The following is a 19,482-nucleotide window of genomic DNA, read 5'->3' on the forward strand; positions in this document are numbered from 1 at the left end:
TCTAAAGGCTGGCGGTGATGCCGCCATCGACCATCAGCATGTGGCCGTTGACGAAGGAGGAAGCGTCCGAGGCGAGAAAGACGACTGCGCCGACCAGTTCTCCCGTTGCCCCATCGGCCTGCAGGTGTCCGGTTCTCCAGCCAAGCCGAGAAATTCGGATCGTCCACCAGCGCCTGGTTGAGTGGCGTCTTGAAATAGCCGGGTGCGATCGCGTTCGCCTGCAGGCCGTATTTTACCCAATCTGTCGCCATGCCGCCGGTGAGATTTCTGACCGCACCCTTGGTCGCCGTATAAGGGGCAATGCCCGGGCGAGCGAGTTCGGCCTGGACGGAGGCGATGTTGATGATCTTGCCTTTTCCGCGGGCAATCATTGCCTGCGCCGCCGCCTGGCTGACGTAAAAGATGCTTGAGACGTTGGTCTTCAGCAGTTCATCCCACTTTTCGATCGGGAAAGATTCCAGCGGCGTTCGAAACTGCATTCCGGCATTATTGACGAGGATGTCCACCGGGCCGATCTCGCTTTCGATATAGGCGATGCCATCGCGCGCCGCGGCAGCGTCGGTCACGTCGAAGGCCGCGCTCAGCGCATGGAATCCTCTTGCCCTGATCGTCTCCGCTGCGGCGGCTGCTTTCCGGGCATTGCGGCCGTTGATGACGAGGGAAGCGCCGTGTTCTGCAAGGCCGAGCGCCAGCGCATGGCCGAGGTCGAACAAGTGAAAAGACAAACCAGACTCCTCATTGTTACGGCTGATTGAAGAGGAGTTGCCGTGTCAATGCAAGCAGTGGCTTTGACGCAGGCCGCTGCGGTCTGTTATGTCCGGCCCTAGAGTGGAGGATCATCATGCGCATCCGCAACGAGACCGAAGCCGATATCCCGGCGATCCGCGCGCTGGTTAGCACGGCATTCGCCGGCAAGGCTTACAGCAGCCAGACGGAAACGGCAATTGTCGACGCCCTGCGCAGGAACGGAGCGCTTTCCGTGACGTTGGTTGCCGAAGACGAAAGCGGCATCATCGGCCATATCGCGTTCTCACCCGTGATGATCGACGGCGAAGATCTCGGTTGGTACGGCCTGGGTCCGATCGCCGTCGCGCCTGAAAGACAGCGCGAGGGCATCGGCAGCGCTCTGGTGCGCGAAGGGCTCGCAGCCATCCGAAAACGCAATGCCAATGGATGTCTCCTGCTTGGAGATCCGAATTATTACGGCCGGTTCGGCTTCAGGGCGGATGCGCGCCTCAGGCTTGCAGGGGTTCCGCCCGAATATTTCCAGGCGTTGTGTTTCAGCGGCGAAATGCCGGCAGGCATGGTCACCTATGACGCGGCTTTCGAGGTGACGAACGACTAGGCCGCGCATAGGGCCTAATGCAAGCCGCCGACGCCGAGCAGGCGTTCCACGGCATCGTGATCCGTCGATAGCGCATCGGGTGTGCCGGTCCAGGCAAGGCGGCCGCGCTCCAGAATGATGACCTGATCGGCGAAGTCGAGTGCGCTCTGGATGCGCTGTTCGACGAGCAGTATCGTCATGTCGCCGGTTTGAGCGAGTTCGGAAAACGCTGCCATCAGCTCTTCGCAGATGACGGGTGCGAGACCTTCCAACGGTTCGTCGAGCAGCAGCACGGAGGGGCGGCCGAGAATGGTGCGGGCGGTCGAAAGCATCTGCTGCTCGCCGCCGGAGAGCTGGCTGCCGAGATTGCGGCGGCGTTCCTTCAGGCGCGGAAACATCTGGTAGGCCTCTTCGAGCGCCGTCTTCGGCCGTCCCTTGAGGCCAACGAAGAGATTTTCCTCGACCGTCAGCGTCGGGAAGATGCAGCGCGCCTGCGGCACATACCCGAGCCCCTGATGGGCGCGAGCGGCGCTGGCCATTGCCGTAACGTCGGAGGAGCCAAGGCGGATGCGGCCATCATAAAGCTTGGTCTGTCCGGCAAGCGTCGCAAGCAAGGTTGTCTTGCCCATTCCGTTGCGGCCGAGGATGGCAAGGCGCGCGCCAGCGGGCATAGAAAAGGAGACGCCCTCCAGAACCCGCGTCGGTCCATAGCCGGCGGAGAGATTTTCGACATCAAGCGGCGTGGCTGGCATTGGCATAGCTCCCGAGATAGGCCTCGCGCACGCGGGCATCCTTGGTGACGTCGGCTGGGGCGCCATCGAAGATGATGGCGCCTGCCGCAAGCACGATGACGCGCCTGGCGAAGCGGAAGACGAGATCCATGTCGTGCTCGATCATCAGGACCGCTAGATCGGCGGGCAGATCGGCGAGCGCCTGTTCGATGCGGCCGGTGTCGCTCTGGGGCACGCCTGCTGCGGGCTCGTCAAGCAACAGCACTTTCGGCTTCAGTGCCATGGCGACGGCAATTTCGAGGAGGCGCTGCTGACCATAAGCAATTTCCCTGACCTTGCGATGCATGAGATCGTTAAGGCCGAGCGTGCCGAGCAGATCGACGACTTCTGCCATGACGTTCGGCATTTTGAGAAAGTTTCCGAACATCCGGCCCGTGCGTCCGTCGCGCTGCAGGATCGCAAGCGCGACATGTTCGGCCGGCGTCATTTCCTGGAAGAGCCGGGTGACCTGGAAGGAACGGACGAGGCCGCGCCTGACGCGGCCTGCCGCACCGATCCTGGTCACGGTCTCGCCAGCGAGGCGCACGTCGCCGGAGTCCGGCGGAAGGTTGCCGGTGACGAGATTGACGAAAGTGGTCTTGCCGGCGCCGTTGGGGCCGATGAGCGCGACGCGATCACCTGGTGCCATCGAGATCGACACGTTGTTGGTGACCGCAAGGCCGCCGAAGGATTTCCTGAGATTGATGACTTCGAAGACGGGGCTCATTCGGCCTCCCTGCGGCGGGCGAAGAAGGCAGCTGCGGTCCCGTAAAGCCCCTTCGGAGCGAAGAGTACGACGGCAATCAGAAGCGCGCCGACCATCGTCAGCCAATGGAAAGGGTTTGCAGCCGACACATAATCCTCGAAGAGCATGAAGATGACGGTGCCGGAGAGCGCACCGAAGAGCGAGCCGGTGCCGCCGAGCACAAGCATGACAAGGCTTTCGGCCGAAAGCGTGAAGGAGAGGCTGTCGAGGCCGACGACCTGCGTCGAGATGGCGTTGAGCGCACCACCAACACCGGCGACCGCACCGGAGATGACATACATCTTCATCAACGCTGCTTTCGGTGAAGCGCCCATTGCGCGGATGCGCAAGGCGTCTTCCTTGATGCCGCGGCAGAGCATGCCGAAGGGCGAACGCACCAGAAGGCGGAGCAGAATGACAACGGCAAGCAGCAGGATCACCCCGAAAACATAGGCAGTGTGGCCGTAAAGATCGAACTCGAAGATGCCGAACACCGGATCGGCCGAGACGCCCGAAAGGCCGTCGCTGCCGCCGGTCCAGGACGACGCCTTATTGGCGAATTCGTGGAAGAGGTGGATGAGCGCGATCGAAAGGACAAGCTGCGGCAGGCCATGGGCGCGCAGGACGACGAAACCGCAGACGAGGCCCGCAGCCGCACCGCCGGCGACACCGGCAGCGGTCATCAGGAGCGGATCGGTGATGCCGTAATGGGCCGAGACAATGCCCGCCGCATAAGCACCGGAGCCGAAGAGCGCGGCGTGACCGAGCGTCGCCACGCCGCAATAGCCGGTGACGAGATCGAGCGACAGGACGAGCAAGGAGATCGCGATGACGCGCGTCAGCAGCGCAAGGTTATCCGGAAAGAGCAGATAGCCAAAACCGGCGAGCACAAGGATTGCGGCAATGCCGGCCGCATCGCGGCCAAGCGAGCGATGGCGCCGGGTGGGTGCGGCCGTCGTTATTTGTGTGTTCATGGCGATCGTCATCCTACTTCATCCTTCCGGCAAAGCCGCGCGGGAAAACGCAGATGATGGCGATGACGGCGAGATAGAAGAAGAATTCCCCATATTCCGGCATCAGATAGCGGCCCGTGGTATCGATGCCGCCGAGCACCAGGCAGGCAATCAGAGCACCCGGAATGGAGCCCGCGCCGCCGACCGAGACGACAACGAGGAAGGTCACCATGTAGCGCAGCGCATAATAGGGCTCGACAGGCAAGAGCTCGGCGCCGACCACGCCGCCGAAGGCTGAAAGGCCGACGGCGACGGCGAAGCTTAGCGCATAGATGATCTCCGTGCGCACCCCAAGCGCTGCGGCCATGGCGGCATTGTCGACGGACGCGCGCAGTTTCACGCCGAAACTCGTCTTCTCGATCGTGTACCAAAGGGCGGCTGCGACGGCGAGGCCGCAAAGGATGGCAAAAAGCCGGTGCACCGGAATGGTGCGAAAACCAAGATCGGCGGAGCCTCGCAAGCCGTCGGGCAGCGGAATGGTCTTCAGCGTCGGTCCCATGACGTAGTTGGCGATGCCGATGATGCAGAAGGTGATGCCGATCGTCATCAGCACCTGGGTAAGTTCCGGCGCACCATAGATGCGGCGGAATAGGAAGCGTTCGACAGGAATGGCGATGACGATGGTTCCGACGACGGCGACAATAACTGCTATTCCGTACCCGAGACCGAGATCATGCGCTGCGTAGGAGGCGATATAGCCGCCGATCATTGCGAAGGCGCCATGGGCGAGGTTGACGACGCGCATCAGGCCCATGGTGACTGACAGGCCGATCGAGATCACGAACAGCACCATGCCATAGGCAAGCGCATCGACGGCTATGCTGAAGACAGTTTGCATGAGGTTCGTGTGTTCCTTTTGTCGTCCATGAAGCCGCGCCGATGGCTCTCGCTCTACATCGTCCCGCGTACCGTGCCGCCTCCTCGTCCGCCTGCCGGCATCCTCTCGCTTGGGAGAAGGGATTTGCGGCGCTGGGAGAGGACAGGATGAGGGGGCGGTTTCCACGATCGCGCCCTCATGACAGGCGGTTTACTTCATAGCCGCCAGACCCGGATCACCCTGCTTTTCGAAGACCTGGATTTCCTTGTTGATGTATTTGCCGCCCGCATCCTTGGTGACTTCGCGCAGATAGATATTCTGCGTGAGATGGCGGCTTTCCGGATCGATCGAAACCGGGCCGCGCGGGCTTGTCCAGGAGAGACCTTTCACGGCTTCGACGGCCTTTTCGGCGTCCTGCTTTCCGCCGGTCGCCTCGATCATCTTGTAGATGACGTGCATGCCGTCATAGGCGCCAACCGCGGGGAAGGTGAGTTCGGACGGGTTGCCGAGCGCCTTGCCGGTGGCTTCGACGAAGGCCCTGTTTTCCGGCGAATCATGCGAAACCGCATAATGGAACGTCGTCAGCATGCCGAGCGCGGCATCGCCGAGTGCCGGCAAGTCAGATTCCTGCGTCAGGTCGCCGGGGGCAAAGAGCTGGATGCCGCCGGCCTTCAGACCATTTTCGTCATAGGCCTTCACGAAGCCGAGCGTCGTCGGCCCGGATGGCAAGAAGGCGAAGACGCCTTGTGCGCCGGAGTCTTTGATGCGCTGCATGATCGGGCTGAAATCATTGGTGGCAAGCGGCATGCGGATCGCCTCGACGATTTCGCCGCCGGCCTTTTCGAAGCCCGCCTTGAATGCATTTTCAGCGTCGACGCCCGGACCATAATCGCTGACGACGGAGATGACTTTCTTCACACCCTTGTCGAAGGCGACCTTGGCGATTGGCGTGGAGGTCTGCCAGAGGGTGAAGGATGTACGAACGACCAGCGGGCTCTTGGTGACGATCGCCGAGGTCGCCGCGTTCATGATGACGAGCGGCGTATTTGCCTGCTTCAGGATGGGCGTGACGGCCATTGCATCCGGCGTAAAATAAAAGCCGGCGAGATACTGGACCTTTTCCTTGACGACGAGTTCCTGGGCAAGCGCCTTAGACTGCGCCGGATCGGCGGCCGGCAGATCGCGATAGATTACTTCGATGGTGTTGTCGCCGATCTTGGCGCCGTTCGTTGCCATGTAGGCGTCGATACCAGCCTTGAAGTTCTTGCCCTGCAGCGCGAACGGACCCGAAAATGGGCCGACAACGCCGACCTTGATCGTGTCGGCATAGGCGGCCGCGCCCATGACGAGTGCCGCTGCAGCGGCCAGAACCATCCGTTTCATGTTTTCCTCTCCCTTTGTGTCCGGCGCACTCCACCGCCGGATTAGCGCGAAGCTAATAATTTTCGCGTCAGTGTGTCATGCGGAATAGTAATGTAAAATGAAATAAATGCCGTAATTCATAACCGGAGAATTATGTTTCGTACTACCATGACGTCGCCATGGTCTATGATCTTCCGAGGCGCAAGATATTGCCGGTCAACTCACGTGCAAGCCGCAGGGCGGCGGCGGTCGCCATCACCATCTGCGGTATCACGAGCCATTCGAGCGTCCAGGCGGCACCTGAACGTTCCTGTTCGTGAACGAGCGATTGATGGATGGCGGAAAGCTGGGCGGCGTTGAAGCGGGCAAGCGCAACAAGCGTCTCGGCCGCGACGGGATTTTGCTTATGTGCCATGGCAGACGAACCGCCGCCGCCAGCAAGTTCGATCTCGCCGCCCGCCTGCGCCAGAAGGGCTATGTCCTGGCCCATCTTCCCGAGGCTGCCGGTGATCAGCGAGAAAAGGTTGGTAAGATCGGCGATCATGGCACGCTGGCTTTGCCATTGCGGTTCGTCAGCGAGCCCGAGTTCCTGGGCAAGTGAAGCGCGGATGGCGGCCGCCTTGTCGCCAAGCTTGTCCAGCGTTCCGGCCGCGCCACCGAACTGGACGGGAAAAGACTGTTCCGTCAGCCGGCCGCGATAAAGTTCAAGCGGTGCCCGCCATGTCCGCAGACGATCGGAAACGGCAATCGGGATTGCGGCCTGCATGCGGGTATGACCCATCAGGGTGTTCTGGCCGAATTCGCGGTCGAGCGCGTCGAGAGCGAAAATAGCGGCACCGAGCCGGCCGGAGAAAAGAAAGGCGATCGATTTCAGCCTGATCATCAGGCTGGTGTCGATGACGTCCTGGCTGGTCGCGCCGAAATGGATATGCTCGGCCGCGTCGCCGCCCACGGACTTGCGCAGTTGCTTGATAAGCTCGGGAACCACGACGCCGTCCCTGGCGGTCGCGGCCTTGAGGCCGGCCATATCGGCAGTGAAGCCTTTACAGGCGTCGGCAATGCGGCTTGCCGCCTTTTCCGGGATCAGGCCGTGGATGCTTTCGGCCTTCGCAAGCGCTCGTTCGAAAGAGAGCATGGCGCGGATATCGGCATCGGCCGAAAGATAGGCAGCAACCTCGTCGTCGCCGAGAAGGCCGCACAGAAACGGGTGGTCGAAGGCCGGTGTGGTCACGTGACGTCTCATTGATTTCTGCCTGCTCTGCCGCCAGTTTGGCGGCAGAAGGACCGCATGGCTACCGAAATCCCGGAAGACTAGGGACAAAGGCTTTCCGCTCCTTTGCCGACTATACCTTTACCGGCTCTTCGACGGACAGGATTTTTGTATCCGCATTCTCGTCGACGCCACGCGCCTTTGCAACGAACGAGAATTTCTTTCGCATGCCCAGGATGGGTTTTTCGATCATATGCCAGGAAAAGACGGCGATACCCAGGGCGGCACAGATGCCGACGGCATAGAGTGCGAGCGCTCCCGTCTTGGGGATGAGGAACAAACCCGGTGCCAGGCTGATCAAAATCTGTAGAAAGGGATCGTGATAGAGGTAGACGCCGTAAGAGTAGTCGCCCTTGTGAAAGACGGAGGGCAAGGGTACCGGCGTCAGGCCGACAAATATCGTGATATAGACGAGTGCCGGCAGGACGAGCAGCCTGTTCGGCACGCTCTCGATGGATGGGCTGCTCAAAAGGAGCATCGCCAGGACGGAAATCGCCAGGCTGGCCACAAACAGCGATCTTTTGTGCGGAATAAAATCCCGCAATTGATAGGCGAGGATGCCGAGCAGAAACGCGAACACCAGTTGGGCGCCGCGGCTGACGAATAGCGTGCTCAAAACCAGGTTTATGCGATAGGGCAGCAGATGTCCGAGGAACTGGACGACGAGCCCGGCCAGGATGAAGCCGCCAGTCAAAAGTGCCAGCTTCTGCCACGACTTGATGATCGAGGTGATCATCAGCGCAGACATGATGATGTAGCAGAAGATTTCCCAAGGCACGGTCCAGAGAGCCCCGTTCACCCGATGCGTCGGGTTCTCTTCAAACACGCCCGGCAGGCTGTAATGGATCCAGCCGACGATGTTGAGGAAATACTTGTAGAAATCGGCACCAAGAAAATAGTCGCGCGAGGCGACGGTCGTCACCAGGGGGCCGATGATGAGCGCGCAGACGACGATATCGACGGCAAGGGCTGGGACAATGCGCAATCCGCGGTTCAGGAGAAAGTTCTTGAGGCTGAGCCGCTGAGCGCTGCCGGCGATCAGAAAACCGCTGAGCGCAAAGAACATCGGCACCAGTGCGTATTCCGCAAACCAAAGCGGGCTCGAACGAAAAAACGCGTCATTTCCGGTCAGCAAAAGCGAATGTGCAAATACGATTGAAAAAGCCAGAGCAATTCTGAGGAAGTCGAAACCTGGACCAAGACCCTTGTGTGCGGACAGGACGTGCCCGAATGTTTTCTGCATGTTTCCACCATCACCGTTCAGCCCGTCCAAGTCTTACTGCGGTGCAGCATTTTTAACAACCCGCATATCGCTGTTTTGTCATGCGCGCAGCTCTCTTTGATTGTAGTCCTGACCGTCAACGGCATTGCCCTCCGCCAGGAGTTGCCTGCACCATAAAGGCAAAACCTCTTATTTTACATCATGGTCAAATGTCGAGAAATACGGTTTCCTGCTCCCCCTGAAGGCGGATATCAAACGTACAGGTTGTGTCATCGCGGGACGCGATCATTGTTGCAGTGCGCTCGCGGTGCTCGATACGGGAAAGCAGCGGATCGGCCTTGTTGGCGTCCGCCTCTTCGGGAAAATACATACGGGTGTGGAGTCCGATATTGATGCCGCGCGCGACGATCCAGAACGAGATGTGCGGCGCCATCATGCTGCCGTCCTTGAACGGGACGCGGCCGGGCTTGACGGTTTCGAAGATGTAGGCGCCGTCTTCGGCGCTGGTCGGGCAGCGCCCCCAACCGGTGAAATTCGGGTCGGCCGTACCGCGCATTTCCGATGGGCTGTTGTAAAGCCCGGCGCTGTCGGCTTGCCAGATTTCGACCACTGCGTCACGCACGAGCGCGCCTGTGCCGTCATAAATACGGCCTGTGACGGTGATGCGTTCGCCGAGCGTCTTGTCGTTGACCATCGCGCTGCCGAGGTCTTCTGCGTAAACGCCGCCGATATCGCAGAAATTCGGCGTCAGGCCGATATGGACATAGGGACCTGCCGTTTGCGACGGGGTTTCCTTGAGATAGCTGGATTCCTGCATAGTCAGTTGCCCTCCAGCCGATTTTCGAACAGTGTCGAACGGCGGCCGCGCAGCACGATATCAAACTTATAGGCGCGCGCATCCATGGGGATGGTGTTGCCCCAGTCGAGCGGTGCAATCAGCTGCTCGATCGCTGCCTTGTCCGGGATCGTGCCGACGATCGGACATTTCCAGATCATCGGATCGCCTTCGAAATACATCTGCGTGATCAGCCGCTGGGCAAAGCCGTGACCGAAGATCGAAAAGTGGATATGCGCCGGGCGCCAGTCGTTGACGCCGTTCGGCCACGGATAGGCGCCGGGGCGAATGGTGCGGAAGGAATATTGCCCATACTCGTCGGTGATGCAGCGCCCGCAGCCGCCGAAATTCGGATCGATGGCCGCAAGATAGGTTTCTTTCTTGTGGCGATAGCGCCCGCCGGCATTGGCCTGCCAGAATTCGACCAGCGCGCCCGCAACCGGCTGGCGACGTTCGTCGAGCACCCGGCCGTGAACGATAATACGCTCGCCGATGGCGCTTTCGCCGGGGCGGGCGAAATTGTGGATCAGGTCGTTGTCGAGTTCGCCGATGATCGAGTGGCCGAAGACCGGTCCGGTAATCTCGGAAATCGTGCCATCGAGCGATAAGAGTGCGCGCTGTGGAGAGCGCAGCACCGATGTCTTGTAACCGGGCGCATAGGCCGGTGGGTGCCAGGCGCGGTCGCGGGCGAAGAAGGCGCCAGTTTCCGGCTTGCGGTTCGGGATATCGGACATCTCTTCCTCTCAGGCTGCCTTTTCGGCGTCCATTTGCTCGAAAACCTGCTTGGCGATCTTGATTGCGTGATTGGCTGCCGGAACGCCTGCATAGATCGCCACATGCAGAAGCGCTTCACAAACATCATCGCGGCTGGCACCGGTATTGGCTGTGGCGCGCACATGCATCGCAACCTCGTCGTCCTGGCCCAGTGCCGCCAGAAGCGCGATCGTCACGATCGAACGCTCGCGCTTGGTAAACGCCGGACGCGACCAGACATGTCCCCAGGCAGCCTCCGTGATCAGGTCCTGAAACGGCTTGTCGAAAGCCGTCGAGCCTACTTCGGCGCGATCGACGTGATCGTCGCCGAGGATCGCGCGGCGGGTCGCCATGCCCTGCCTGTAGCGTTCGGACGGGATCGGGGCTTCATTCATGGGCTCTGTTCTCCATGCAAGGCAAAGTCGATGAAGGCACGGATGATGGCGGTGAGTGCCTCCGGCTGTTCGACGCAGGGGATGTGACCGGCATCGCGGATCACTTCAAAACGGGCATTCGGGATCAGCTGCGCGGTCGACCTCACCAGGTCCGGCGGCGTCGAGCCGTCCTGATCGCCGGCGATGCAGATGGTGGGAACCGCAATCTTCTTTGCAGCCTCGGTGTAGTCGGCATCACGGATCGACTCGCAGGTCGCGATGTAGCCTTCGAGCGGCTGACGGGCCAGCATATTGCTGTAGCCGTGATAAGCGGCGTTTTCCGGGCGGCGGAATGCCGGTGTGAACCACAGCTCCATCACCCGATCGACGATGCTGCCGATTCCCTCTTTTCCAACGGTGGCAATCCGCGTGTTCCAGCTTTCCTGGGTGCCGATCTTGTGTGCCGTATCGCAAAGGATGAGGCCGCGCACAAGGTCCGGGCGCTGCTGATAGAGAGATTGCGCGATGAGGCCGCCGACCGAAAGGCCGCAGATGAAGGCCTGTTCGACCTCAAGCGTCTCTAGGAGACCGATCAGGTCGGAGGCATGGTCCTCGATCGAATATGGCACCTGGCCGACATCCGAGAGGCCGTGTCCGCGCTTGTCGTAAAGTACGATCGCAAAGTCTCCTGCGAGCCGCACGATCACATCGCGCCAGATCCGGAAATCCGTGCCGAGCGAATTGGCAAAGACGATGACCGGCTTGTCGGCCGGACCGCCAATGATCTGGTAGTGGATCGTGACATCATTGACGCGAGCAAATTGCACGGGGCTTCCTCCTAAGGCGAAATTGAATGTTTAATTCGGTTAGGTAAAATGATATTTCGTGGCTTTCCGATAACTTATGGGTTATGTGACACATGATCGACAGCCGCATCAAGTTTCGCCATCTGCAGACCTTTGTCGAGGTTGCGCGTCAGAAAAGCGTCATGAAGGCAGCGGGACTCCTGCGTGTCAGCCAGCCGGCGGTGACGAAGACGATCCGTGAACTGGAAGAGGTGCTTGGCGTCGACGTTTTCGAGCGCGACGGACGCGGCATAAAGATCACCCGATACGGCGAGGTATTCCTGAAGCACGCAGGCGCGGCGCTGGCGGCGCTCCGTCATGGGCTCGATTCCGTCACCCAGGAACGGGTGGGCGACGCTCCGCCGATCCGCATCGGCGCGCTTCCGACGGTCTCGACGCGCGTCATGCCGCGGGCGATGGAACTATTCCTTAAAGAGAATACCTGGAGCCGCATCAAGATCGTAACCGGCGAGAACGCGGTCCTTCTGGAACAGCTTCGCGTCGGCGATCTCGATGTCGTCGTCGGGCGCCTCGCCGGGGCGGAAAAGATGGCGGGCTTTTCCTTTGAGCATCTCTATTCCGAGCAGGTGGTCTTTGCCGTGAGAGTAGGCCATCCGCTGCTGAAAGCCAAACAGTCGCCTTTTGCGGCGCTCGGTGATTATACGGTGCTGATGCCGACGCGGGCCTCGATCATCCGCCCTTTCGTCGAGAGTTTCCTGATCGCCAACGGCGTGCCGAACCTGCCGAACCAGATCGAGACGGTCTCCGATTCTTTCGGCCGTGCATTCCTGCGGTCGAGCGATGCAATCTGGATCATCTCGACCGGTGTCGTGGCCGCCGATATCGAGGACGGCATCCTGGCGGCGTTGCCGATCGACACGAGCGAAACGAAAGGGCCTGTGGGACTGACGATGCGTACCGACGCACTTCCGTCGCTGCCGCTATCTATTCTGATGCAGACGGTCCGCGAGGCCGCACGGGAGATTTCCGCAAAATGAAGGGACGAGGACGCCGTCGCAAGGAAGGCGATCCGCGGTTCCGTTCCGTTATGCCGAAGGTGAAGAGCCGGTTATCATTCGATGGCCGATGCCAAGGCGCAAGGTGTGACGATGGCCCGCGTCCACGCGGCTTCAAACGTGTATCCGCGATGGAATTTCGGACGATACGATCTCGACCTGAACCATTTGCTGCACCGTCCGCTGGCCTCGGTGTCGGCCTTGGGGACATTGCCCGCAGATTCTCTGAAATCATTGTCTGATCTAGCGGTCCGCCTTTCATCGACCGTCGCCGCTACCAAAGGGCTGACGCGGGTCCGATGCCACGGCGGCTGCAATGGGGGCAATGTCCGGATTGCAAACCATCGGGCGACTGGTCTTATACGAGCTGCGTGGTCGTGATGGGGGAATGCATTGATTCCGGCGCCGGCAGCGCGGTGGAAGTCGCCGTCAACGGTGCCGCTAACGCTGTGGCGCATTGTGCTCTATGCCTGGACCGATGGACGCGAGGATGACTTATAAGTTCTGTTTGGTTATTTTTGGTCATCTAGCGTGTCTTCCGCCAAACCGCAGCAGGCATCAAGGCTATCTGGTTGAGGGGAGATGGCTGGAAAGCACGCAATAGCCCCTGAGGCCTGCTAAGCCGCCGCCCGCTGTCAAGGTGGGAAGGAGACGACGATGACGAAGACGACGAAGACGACGAAGACGACGAAGACGACTGGGAGCAAGTCATGTGCCGAAACATAAGAACTTTGTTCAATTTCGATCCGCCTGCGACCGACCAGGAAATCCATAACGCCGCGCTGCAGTTTGTGCGAAAGCTGAGCGGAACGAACAAACCGTCGAAACGTAATGAGGCGGCGTTCGACCGCGCGGTCGGTTCGATCGCGGCATGTTCCCGCGAACTGCTCGTTTCACTCGAGACTTCGCAACCGCCGCGCGACCGCGAAGAAGAAGCCGCAAAAGCGCGCGCGAGAACAGCGACCCGGTTCGCGTGAACTGTGCCGGTGGTCTGGCCCGCTGCAGGATGAATCCGGCCCTTGCGGGCGTGGGACGTCATGACCAATGCTCGGGACATGGATGCCTCCCTCCAGGAGGGATGGAGGCCGTTTGCCACCCAGCCAGCACTATGTCGAGATCACCATTCCACGCGGATTAACGTATGAAGTCTTCTCGCCTCCAGCACTTCCTGGTTGGGATGCGATGCCGGCGACCGTGAGTAGGAAGTTCGGTGAACAATGGTGCTTGGAAAAGCGAAGTGCGATCCTGCTGGTGCCCAGCGTGGTGGCGCGCCTCGACCACAATGTCCTGATTAATCCGGCTCATCCGGAATTCCCACAAATCGGGGCAAGCTTGCATCAGCCGGTCTATTGGGACCGCCGATTGTTTGGTGCCTAGTCTTCTGCTTAGGCAGGAGGCGCTCCCGGACTGGCTGCTCGAAGCGGTCGTTGGCCGCCGGTTTGACGCGGACAGGGAGGGAGTTCTTGTCGGCCCGCTCGGTGCGCACCGGCTCTTCATCGATGAGATTCTCTATGCGCAAATTGGGTCTGGTGCAGGATCGCTACGGAGAGCCCAAGGCTCGTCTCGTACGCGCAGCCCTGAGCCTGTGAAACCAAAAATGTTCCACCATGATGGCGAACCATCCGAACGAGCTCTTTGCTTTCGAGGCAACAGCACTATCTCAGTTCCCTTGCAACTCGGAGGAGCAAACCGTGAAGGCGACGCGAGAGGAACAAATCCGAAAACGAGCCTATGAAATATGGGAGCAGGAGGGCCGTCCGCATGGCGAGGACCTCAAACACTGGCTGAAGGCTTTCGAAGAGATTGGAAGCAGGCCCCAATCTACCGCGAAGCAATCAGGATCCAAAGCTGACAAGCGAGCCAAGACGGTCGCCGAGGCGAGAAAGCCGGCGAGCGGTGTCGCCGCCACTGACCGAAAGCCATCGAAAGACAAACGCACTCTTGAGCCCGAGCATCAATCTAGTGCCTCGAACGCAACGGTGCCCGAAATGCCAGCAAAATCCAAAGCTCAGCAGACGGCCTCAGGTGCTGCCTTATCAGCAAAGCGCGGCGAGACGTCCAAGAATAAGGTAAAGGGCGCCTCCAAGAGCACGGAAAAATCCATGAGCGAAAAGCAGCCCGAAGAGTTTGCATCGACCAAAACAAAAGGCAAACCCGAACGCGTTGCTAAGTAGGCGGCCGGATCCGGCCGCCTCGTGACGGGCTCTCATGAGCGAACGAGCCGGAAGCGACACGCTTCGTCCAGCCGCCCCGACGGAAGACGGTTGCCATTTCCGGCCACCACGCGGCGGCCGGCCATGCATCCGGTCCAATTGGGCAGCAATGTCGCGCAGCGATAGATCAGGATCGGCGATTGCGATCCCGGCGACCAGTTTAATCAGATCGTCCTCCGCCGGCCAATGCGGCGATCGAACAAGTAGCTCCGGCTCCGCGAGCTTTTCGTGCACCATCCGGTGGACCGCCCGGCGCAGCCGTTCGACTGTCCAGTCATGACCTTCTACGATTGAGGATCCGCATGACACTGCACCGAGGTAATAAGCTCGTCGAGACAGGTGCGCTCAAGCGCCGCCGACACCGCACGCACCGCCTCTCGTCGGCGTTTCTGAAGCTCGGGGGGACCCATAGCGGTCAGCCCGAACTTCGTCATATTCCCGTATTGGCATATAGCCCACTTTGAAGGATCGTGGCATCGTCGGCTCGACACGAATCGAGGTTCTGCATGACAATCGGAAGCCGCCGGGCGGCTGTCACAAAGGCACTTGGGCGCGCGCGCAGGCTGGGCATCGAAATCGACCCTGATCCCGCCTTTCATATGCTGATCGAATGCTGGGTCAAAGGCGAATTAACAATGCCGCAGATTCGCGAGCGGTATCTCGCGCTGCTGAAGGAGCGAGAACAGTCCCGGCGCGAGTGGAAAGGACGATCTGGACTTTCCGTTGCTACTGAACCCGAAGACGCCGCAGAGTCCTCACTGATGGGAGGAACCGAGGCTATAGGCATGCAAGAAGGTGATCGGCAGAGGGAGGAAAAAAGTCACCCGCGTTTGCCAAAACGACGCCGGCCGCGGAAGCCGTGAATGATGGTTTCGATGCATTTCCGCTGAAGACCGGCGACGTCCCCGTACCGGCCGCCTTCACGTCAGATTTCTCAGTCCCGGTCGACCTCGCGCGGATGACATCGTCGATATTGCACGGTGGCTGTGACGGCCAGGCCCGTGAGAGGAGGGTTGCGCCTAATGGTGCGATCACAATCGGCACTCCAGTGATCGGGCAGGACACCACTCCAAGAGTCAGGATGGGATCGACCATCCGGTAGTTGTGGTTTGGGCCGTCTGTGTCCCACCGCGTTCCAGGTCTGTAGTCCCGCGAAAGGTCCGCCACTGCGCGATGTGGCGGGCAGTTCGTTACACGAAATCTGCGACGTGTCGCAGCTTGCGACACCGGGCAGATCTCGCCGCTCGAAAGAACATCAACGCGCTGCGTTGATGTTTGCCGACATGGCTCTTTTGAAGCGGTCTGCTTGCGCGACATCAAACCGCTCGAGCATCTTCTTGAGCTGCACGTTCTGTGCATGGAGCTGTTCGGCCAGCAGGCTGTTGAGCCGCTTATTTTCTGCATCAAGGGCAGCTAGTTCGTCGAAGGAAACCCAATCTCGGGCAGTCACGGATTCCGCGCTTAGGGGCTCGTCCCTGCCCATCGCAATGTGCGCGATCGGGGCTGCGCTACGCTTGGCGCGCTTTCGATGGGTGCCTTTTGATGTTTTCCGAAGCTGCGGCGCAGGCTCGCTCTCCTGCACGGGCGCAACAACTTCTGCGGTTAGAACATCTGTCTCATGCTGCTTCGGCACCTCAACCTCAGCAACCTTTGGGCCGTTGCCCGTTGGTACCGCTGCTTCTGCAGTGCTGACCTCGCCCACGTGTCCGCTAGCAGAACCCGCATTCATCGGGCCAGGCGGCATTGTGTCGCCGTCGTCCGGCGTACGAGGTGCTGCATTTGAATTGAACGGATGCGGCGCCGTATCTTCCGATTCGCGAACGAAAGCCTTGAGGTCAGTGTCACCCCAAATTGAGCTTGTCCGCACCTTCGTCGATCGTCGACCCGACTTGAATTCAACAACGAAATTCCGTTGTGGCATTTTCATATGATTTCAACCTTGAGCGATGCGTGGCAGAGCCGGCGCCGATCAGCGCCACGCGTTCCTGCCAGCGGATCCATATATCGCCTTACCGCGCGCTTCAACTGTCACCGCGCAAGACAGTGACGATACTTCGCGCTGACACCCGGTGTAAACGACCTTTGAGGCGCTACCGCAGGGAATGTCGCCTTCGCGATTGCTCGCCTCGACGGCAGGATTGGAGGCGAGCCCGACCTTTGAAGTCGCGCAAGACCGGGCGGTCAATCGATAGAATGACCGCCTGCAAGGCCTCGTCCTGGATCAATCCAGCCCGAGCCTCTTGCGCAGTTGCGTATTTTCCGCACGCAACTTTTCCGCCAGGCGCTTGCGAAGCTTCTGGTTCTCCTCTTCGAGCTTGACCAGATCGCCCAGTTCATCGCTGGTCGGAACCGGCTTCTTGTTCCTTTGAACAACCGGCGTCGCGGTCCGCTTCCAATTATAGTAGGTCTGCTCCGATATGCCGGCCTTCTTGATCGCGTCCTTGAGGGTGCTTTTGCCTTCGGTGATTTCCGTTCCGATCAGCTTGAGCTTACCGGCTTTTTCCTGCTCGCTATACGTCCTGGGCTTAGCCACGGGCGACTTTACAGCCACTGCCTTTGATGTAGCGCGCGCCGGTTCGGCAGCCGTCTTTTGCGGCCGTGGCGACCTCTGCTTCTTGACAGCAGGTGTTTTTGCCTCGGCGTCCGTCGCCGCAACTGCATTCGGTCCTATGTTGTTCTCGTCAGCCATCAGTATTTCCTCTCTAGCCATTACCTGTTTTCCGCCGAGTGAGCTCCAGAGTCAACACCGCCGCAAGCCACCTGCTTTTGCGGGCAGTCGAAACCAATTGGGTCGGCCCGGAATGGCATGCGGGAGTCGACCTGACGCGCTCTAAAGATCGCTGAGGATTATGCTTTTCGTCCCGCCTTTCTCACTCGATCTCGTAAATCGCCGCGTTGTTGTCCTCCACCTCGCGCAGCCCCTCATATGACGAATGCCGCAACTTCACGAGCGGTATCCGATCTCGGCAATCAGCGTGGGTGCCTGCATCACTGAGACAACCACCGGCGGGCCCGAACCGTGGCCGCTTTCCAGTGATGGATTTCATGGGTGTCGTCCTTCGAGTAGGCGGATTGCCTCTTTTCAATGCGATACGCCGTGGCCGCCTATCGGCTTCTTGATGAAGAAAGCCGTCGCGATAGCTGCAATGGAAATGGCCGCCCCACAGAAGAACGCCGCGCGGATCCCACCCGTCGTCGCCGCTACAGCATCGGCGCCGGCAAGTGTGAGGCTCGAACCTTCCATCGTCATGATCGCAACGAAGAGCGCGGTGCCGGCCGCGCCGGCGACCTGCTGGGTGGTGCCGATCATGGCACTTCCATGCGAATAGAGATTGGGCGGCAGTGCTCCGAGGCTCGCAGTGAAGAGAGGGGTGAACATCAGCGCAAGGCCAATGCTGAGGACGATATGGGCGATCAGCAGCATCCAGACGGGCGTGTCCTGCTGAACGAAGGTCAGACCCCACATCGAGACGCTGAACAGAATGGCGCCCGGAACGACGAGCGGCATCGGACCATACCGGTCGAACAGGCTGCCGACCGTCGGGGCGCAAAGTCCCATGATCAACCCACCCGGGAGCAACAGCAACCCGGTCTGAAGTGTCGTCAGCCCCAGCACGTTCTGAAGATAGATCGGCAGCAGGATGAACACGCCGAACATCGACATCATCAGGATCGCCATCATCACGACCGGAATGGTGAAGGCCTTGATCGTCAAGGTGCGCATGTCCAGCAATGCCCTGTCCTGGCGCTGAAGCCGCAACTGCCGCAGGACGAAGATTGCAATGACCGCCGCACCTACGCCGAGCGGAATCCAGGGCGAGACGGCTGGCGTCTCAAGCGCGGCCTCGCCCAGTCCGCTCAGGCCATAGACGAAGCTGCCGAAACCGATTGCGGAGATGGGGACAGAGAGGATATCGATCGGCGCCTTCGTCGGCTCGGTGACGTTCTTGATTTTCCATGCACCGAGCGCCAGAGCTATGAGCGCGATCGGCAGGACGAGCAGGAACATCCAGCGCCAATGAAGCGCTGCCAGGATAAGCCCGGAAATCGTCGGGCCGATGGCGGGCGCCACGGAGATGACGATGGAGATATTGCCTATCGTCTTGCCGCGCGAGTGCGGCGGCACCAGATGCATGATCGTGGTCATCAACAGCGGCATCATGATCGCCGTGCCGGATGCCTGTACGATCCGTCCGATCACCAGCATGCTAAAGCCCGGCGAGAGTGCGGAAATCAGCGTGCCGGCGCTGAATAGCGACATCGCCAAAATGAATACGGGCCGCGTATTCAGGCGCTGCAATAGATAGCCGGTCACCGGAATAACGACGGCCATGGTCAGCATGAACGCCGCTGTCAGCCATTGCGCCAGGCTTGCGGAAATCTTGAGATCAGCCATCAAGTGCGGCAGCGCGACGCCCATGATGGTTTCGTTAAGGATGACGACGAAGGCCGAAACCAGCAGGAGACCGATGACGAGCTTATTACGGGCGCTCTGGTCTTCGGTGACGGGGACATCTTCAACGCCGGATATTGCTTGGGAATCGAGGGTCATAGCGGTGCCTTGAATGGATGCGGGACTGTATCGCTATCGAATGCAGAAGCGAGCACCATCATGACGTATCGTCAAGCGAAGATCCGACAATGAGGTTTAGATTTTCTCAGCGCAGGTTCGATCGCTGATATGATGAATCGCGTGCTGACGACAATACTGGTTTCAACGACCGGTTCCGAAATCACATGAGCCATTGGAGCGGGCTCGCCTCGTTCTCCTGGTTGAAAGCCGATCGCTTCTCGCTGTGACTTAAACGCCGTTTGCAACGCAGATTTCGCGGCAGATCAGAATGTCGTCCGCGATTAGGGATGCCTTAAGGCCCAATAAAAAACACCTCCGAGTGATAAGCGCAAGCCCAACTCTCAGTCGGT

At 59.9% G+C, this 19,482-nt stretch carries 20 protein-coding genes and 4 pseudogenes; 7 read left to right on the forward strand and 17 right to left on the reverse strand.

Annotation, left to right across the window (positions count from 1 at the left end; all coding sequences use genetic code 11):
- Window position 1: 1 nt before the first annotated feature.
- Window positions 2–752: pseudogene (locus N2599_RS23175) on the reverse strand (SDR family oxidoreductase).
- 89 nt (window positions 753–841) lie between these two features.
- Here N2599_RS23175 and N2599_RS23180 point away from each other — a divergent pair.
- Window positions 842–1,345 carry a GNAT family N-acetyltransferase gene (locus N2599_RS23180; protein WP_027511127.1) on the forward strand — a complete coding sequence of 168 codons (504 nt, stop codon included), beginning with the start codon at window positions 842–844 and terminating at the stop codon, window positions 1,343–1,345.
- Window positions 1,346–1,359: 14 nt separating this feature from the next.
- Here the strand turns inward: N2599_RS23180 and N2599_RS23185 are convergent, their stop codons facing one another.
- The 11 genes from N2599_RS23185 to pcaD all read right to left on the reverse strand — a co-directional run bounded on the left by N2599_RS23185 (window position 1,360) and on the right by pcaD (window position 11,312).
- A complete protein-coding gene (locus N2599_RS23185; protein ID WP_027511128.1) occupies window positions 1,360–2,076 on the reverse strand; it encodes an ABC transporter ATP-binding protein in 717 nt (238 codons plus the stop codon).
- On the reverse strand, window positions 2,057–2,821 hold the full coding sequence (locus tag N2599_RS23190) for an ABC transporter ATP-binding protein (RefSeq protein ID WP_027511129.1): 765 nt from the start codon (window positions 2,819–2,821) through the stop codon (window positions 2,057–2,059). The genes N2599_RS23185 and N2599_RS23190 overlap by 20 nt, the downstream gene beginning before the upstream one ends.
- A complete protein-coding gene (locus N2599_RS23195) occupies window positions 2,818–3,813 on the reverse strand; it encodes a branched-chain amino acid ABC transporter permease (protein ID WP_100771692.1) in 996 nt (331 codons plus the stop codon). The genes N2599_RS23190 and N2599_RS23195 overlap by 4 nt, the downstream gene beginning before the upstream one ends.
- Window positions 3,814–3,826: 13 nt before the next feature.
- Complete coding sequence (locus N2599_RS23200; RefSeq protein WP_027511131.1) at window positions 3,827–4,690, reverse strand: branched-chain amino acid ABC transporter permease; 864 nt, start codon at window positions 4,688–4,690, stop codon at window positions 3,827–3,829.
- Between the two features lie 189 nt (window positions 4,691–4,879).
- Window positions 4,880–6,052, reverse strand: coding sequence for an ABC transporter substrate-binding protein (locus N2599_RS23205; RefSeq protein WP_027511132.1), 1,173 nt, complete (start codon window positions 6,050–6,052; stop codon window positions 4,880–4,882).
- 163 nt (window positions 6,053–6,215) lie between these two features.
- The gene (locus N2599_RS23210) at window positions 6,216–7,262 is read right to left on the reverse strand and encodes a 3-carboxy-cis,cis-muconate cycloisomerase (protein WP_027511133.1); all 1,047 of its coding nucleotides are present in this window, start codon (window positions 7,260–7,262) and stop codon (window positions 6,216–6,218) included.
- A gap of 112 nt (window positions 7,263–7,374) precedes the next feature.
- Window positions 7,375–8,544, reverse strand: a complete 1,170-nt coding sequence (locus tag N2599_RS23215; protein ID WP_027511134.1) for an acyltransferase family protein — start codon at window positions 8,542–8,544, stop codon at window positions 7,375–7,377.
- A 184-nt stretch (window positions 8,545–8,728) separates the two neighbouring features.
- A complete protein-coding gene (pcaG, locus tag N2599_RS23220; RefSeq protein WP_027511135.1) occupies window positions 8,729–9,340 on the reverse strand; it encodes a protocatechuate 3,4-dioxygenase subunit alpha in 612 nt (203 codons plus the stop codon).
- 2 nt (window positions 9,341–9,342) lie between these two features.
- Window positions 9,343–10,092 carry a protocatechuate 3,4-dioxygenase subunit beta gene (gene pcaH / locus N2599_RS23225; protein WP_027511136.1) on the reverse strand — a complete coding sequence of 250 codons (750 nt, stop codon included), beginning with the start codon at window positions 10,090–10,092 and terminating at the stop codon, window positions 9,343–9,345.
- Window positions 10,093–10,101: 9 nt separating this feature from the next.
- Window positions 10,102–10,506 carry a 4-carboxymuconolactone decarboxylase gene (gene pcaC, locus N2599_RS23230; protein WP_027511137.1) on the reverse strand — a complete coding sequence of 135 codons (405 nt, stop codon included), beginning with the start codon at window positions 10,504–10,506 and terminating at the stop codon, window positions 10,102–10,104.
- Window positions 10,503–11,312 carry a 3-oxoadipate enol-lactonase gene (gene pcaD, locus N2599_RS23235; RefSeq protein ID WP_027511138.1) on the reverse strand — a complete coding sequence of 270 codons (810 nt, stop codon included), beginning with the start codon at window positions 11,310–11,312 and terminating at the stop codon, window positions 10,503–10,505. Before pcaD ends, pcaC begins: the two co-directional genes overlap by 4 nt.
- 92 nt (window positions 11,313–11,404) lie before the next feature.
- Between pcaD and pcaQ the strand changes: the two genes are divergently transcribed.
- The 5 genes and pseudogenes from pcaQ (at window position 11,405) to N2599_RS23260 (ending at window position 14,520) form a co-directional block, all read left to right on the forward strand.
- Window positions 11,405–12,328 carry a pca operon transcription factor PcaQ gene (gene pcaQ / locus N2599_RS23240; protein WP_027511139.1) on the forward strand — a complete coding sequence of 308 codons (924 nt, stop codon included), beginning with the start codon at window positions 11,405–11,407 and terminating at the stop codon, window positions 12,326–12,328.
- 728 nt (window positions 12,329–13,056) lie between these two features.
- A complete protein-coding gene (locus tag N2599_RS23245; RefSeq protein ID WP_027511140.1) occupies window positions 13,057–13,323 on the forward strand; it encodes a DUF2277 domain-containing protein in 267 nt (88 codons plus the stop codon).
- 106 nt (window positions 13,324–13,429) lie between these two features.
- Window positions 13,430–13,723 (forward strand): annotated as a pseudogene (locus tag N2599_RS23250) (RES family NAD+ phosphorylase); the annotation flags it as partial.
- Window positions 13,724–13,956: 233 nt separating this feature from the next.
- Window positions 13,957–14,103: pseudogene (locus tag N2599_RS23255) on the forward strand (DUF2934 domain-containing protein); the annotation flags it as partial.
- Window positions 14,104–14,334: 231 nt separating this feature from the next.
- On the forward strand, window positions 14,335–14,520 hold the full coding sequence (locus tag N2599_RS23260; protein WP_027511141.1) for a DUF3008 family protein: 186 nt from the start codon (window positions 14,335–14,337) through the stop codon (window positions 14,518–14,520).
- 32 nt (window positions 14,521–14,552) lie between these two features.
- Here N2599_RS23260 and N2599_RS23265 read toward each other — a convergent pair.
- Window positions 14,553–14,966, reverse strand: a pseudogene (locus tag N2599_RS23265) (recombinase family protein); the annotation flags it as partial.
- Between the two features lie 99 nt (window positions 14,967–15,065).
- Between N2599_RS23265 and N2599_RS23270 the strand changes: the two are divergent.
- Entirely contained in the window at window positions 15,066–15,422 is a 357-nt protein-coding gene (locus N2599_RS23270) for a hypothetical protein (protein WP_037142410.1), read from the forward strand.
- Window positions 15,423–15,814: 392 nt separating this feature from the next.
- Here N2599_RS23270 and N2599_RS23275 read toward each other — a convergent pair whose 3' ends face one another.
- The 4 genes from N2599_RS23275 to N2599_RS23290 all read right to left on the reverse strand — a co-directional run bounded on the left by N2599_RS23275 (window position 15,815) and on the right by N2599_RS23290 (window position 19,111).
- Window positions 15,815–16,261, reverse strand: a complete 447-nt coding sequence (locus tag N2599_RS23275) for a hypothetical protein (RefSeq protein WP_311319507.1) — start codon at window positions 16,259–16,261, stop codon at window positions 15,815–15,817.
- Window positions 16,262–16,780: 519 nt separating this feature from the next.
- On the reverse strand, window positions 16,781–17,248 hold the full coding sequence (locus N2599_RS23280) for a transposase (protein ID WP_027511142.1): 468 nt from the start codon (window positions 17,246–17,248) through the stop codon (window positions 16,781–16,783).
- A 181-nt stretch (window positions 17,249–17,429) separates the two neighbouring features.
- The gene (locus N2599_RS23285) at window positions 17,430–17,606 is read right to left on the reverse strand and encodes a hypothetical protein (protein ID WP_156915298.1); all 177 of its coding nucleotides are present in this window, start codon (window positions 17,604–17,606) and stop codon (window positions 17,430–17,432) included.
- Between the two features lie 35 nt (window positions 17,607–17,641).
- On the reverse strand, window positions 17,642–19,111 hold the full coding sequence (locus N2599_RS23290; protein ID WP_027511143.1) for a DHA2 family efflux MFS transporter permease subunit: 1,470 nt from the start codon (window positions 19,109–19,111) through the stop codon (window positions 17,642–17,644).
- Window positions 19,112–19,482: the final 371 nt, after the last annotated feature.

The sequence above is a fragment of the Rhizobium sullae genome (assembly GCF_025200715.1).
Taxonomy (GTDB): domain Bacteria; phylum Pseudomonadota; class Alphaproteobacteria; order Rhizobiales; family Rhizobiaceae; genus Rhizobium; species Rhizobium sullae.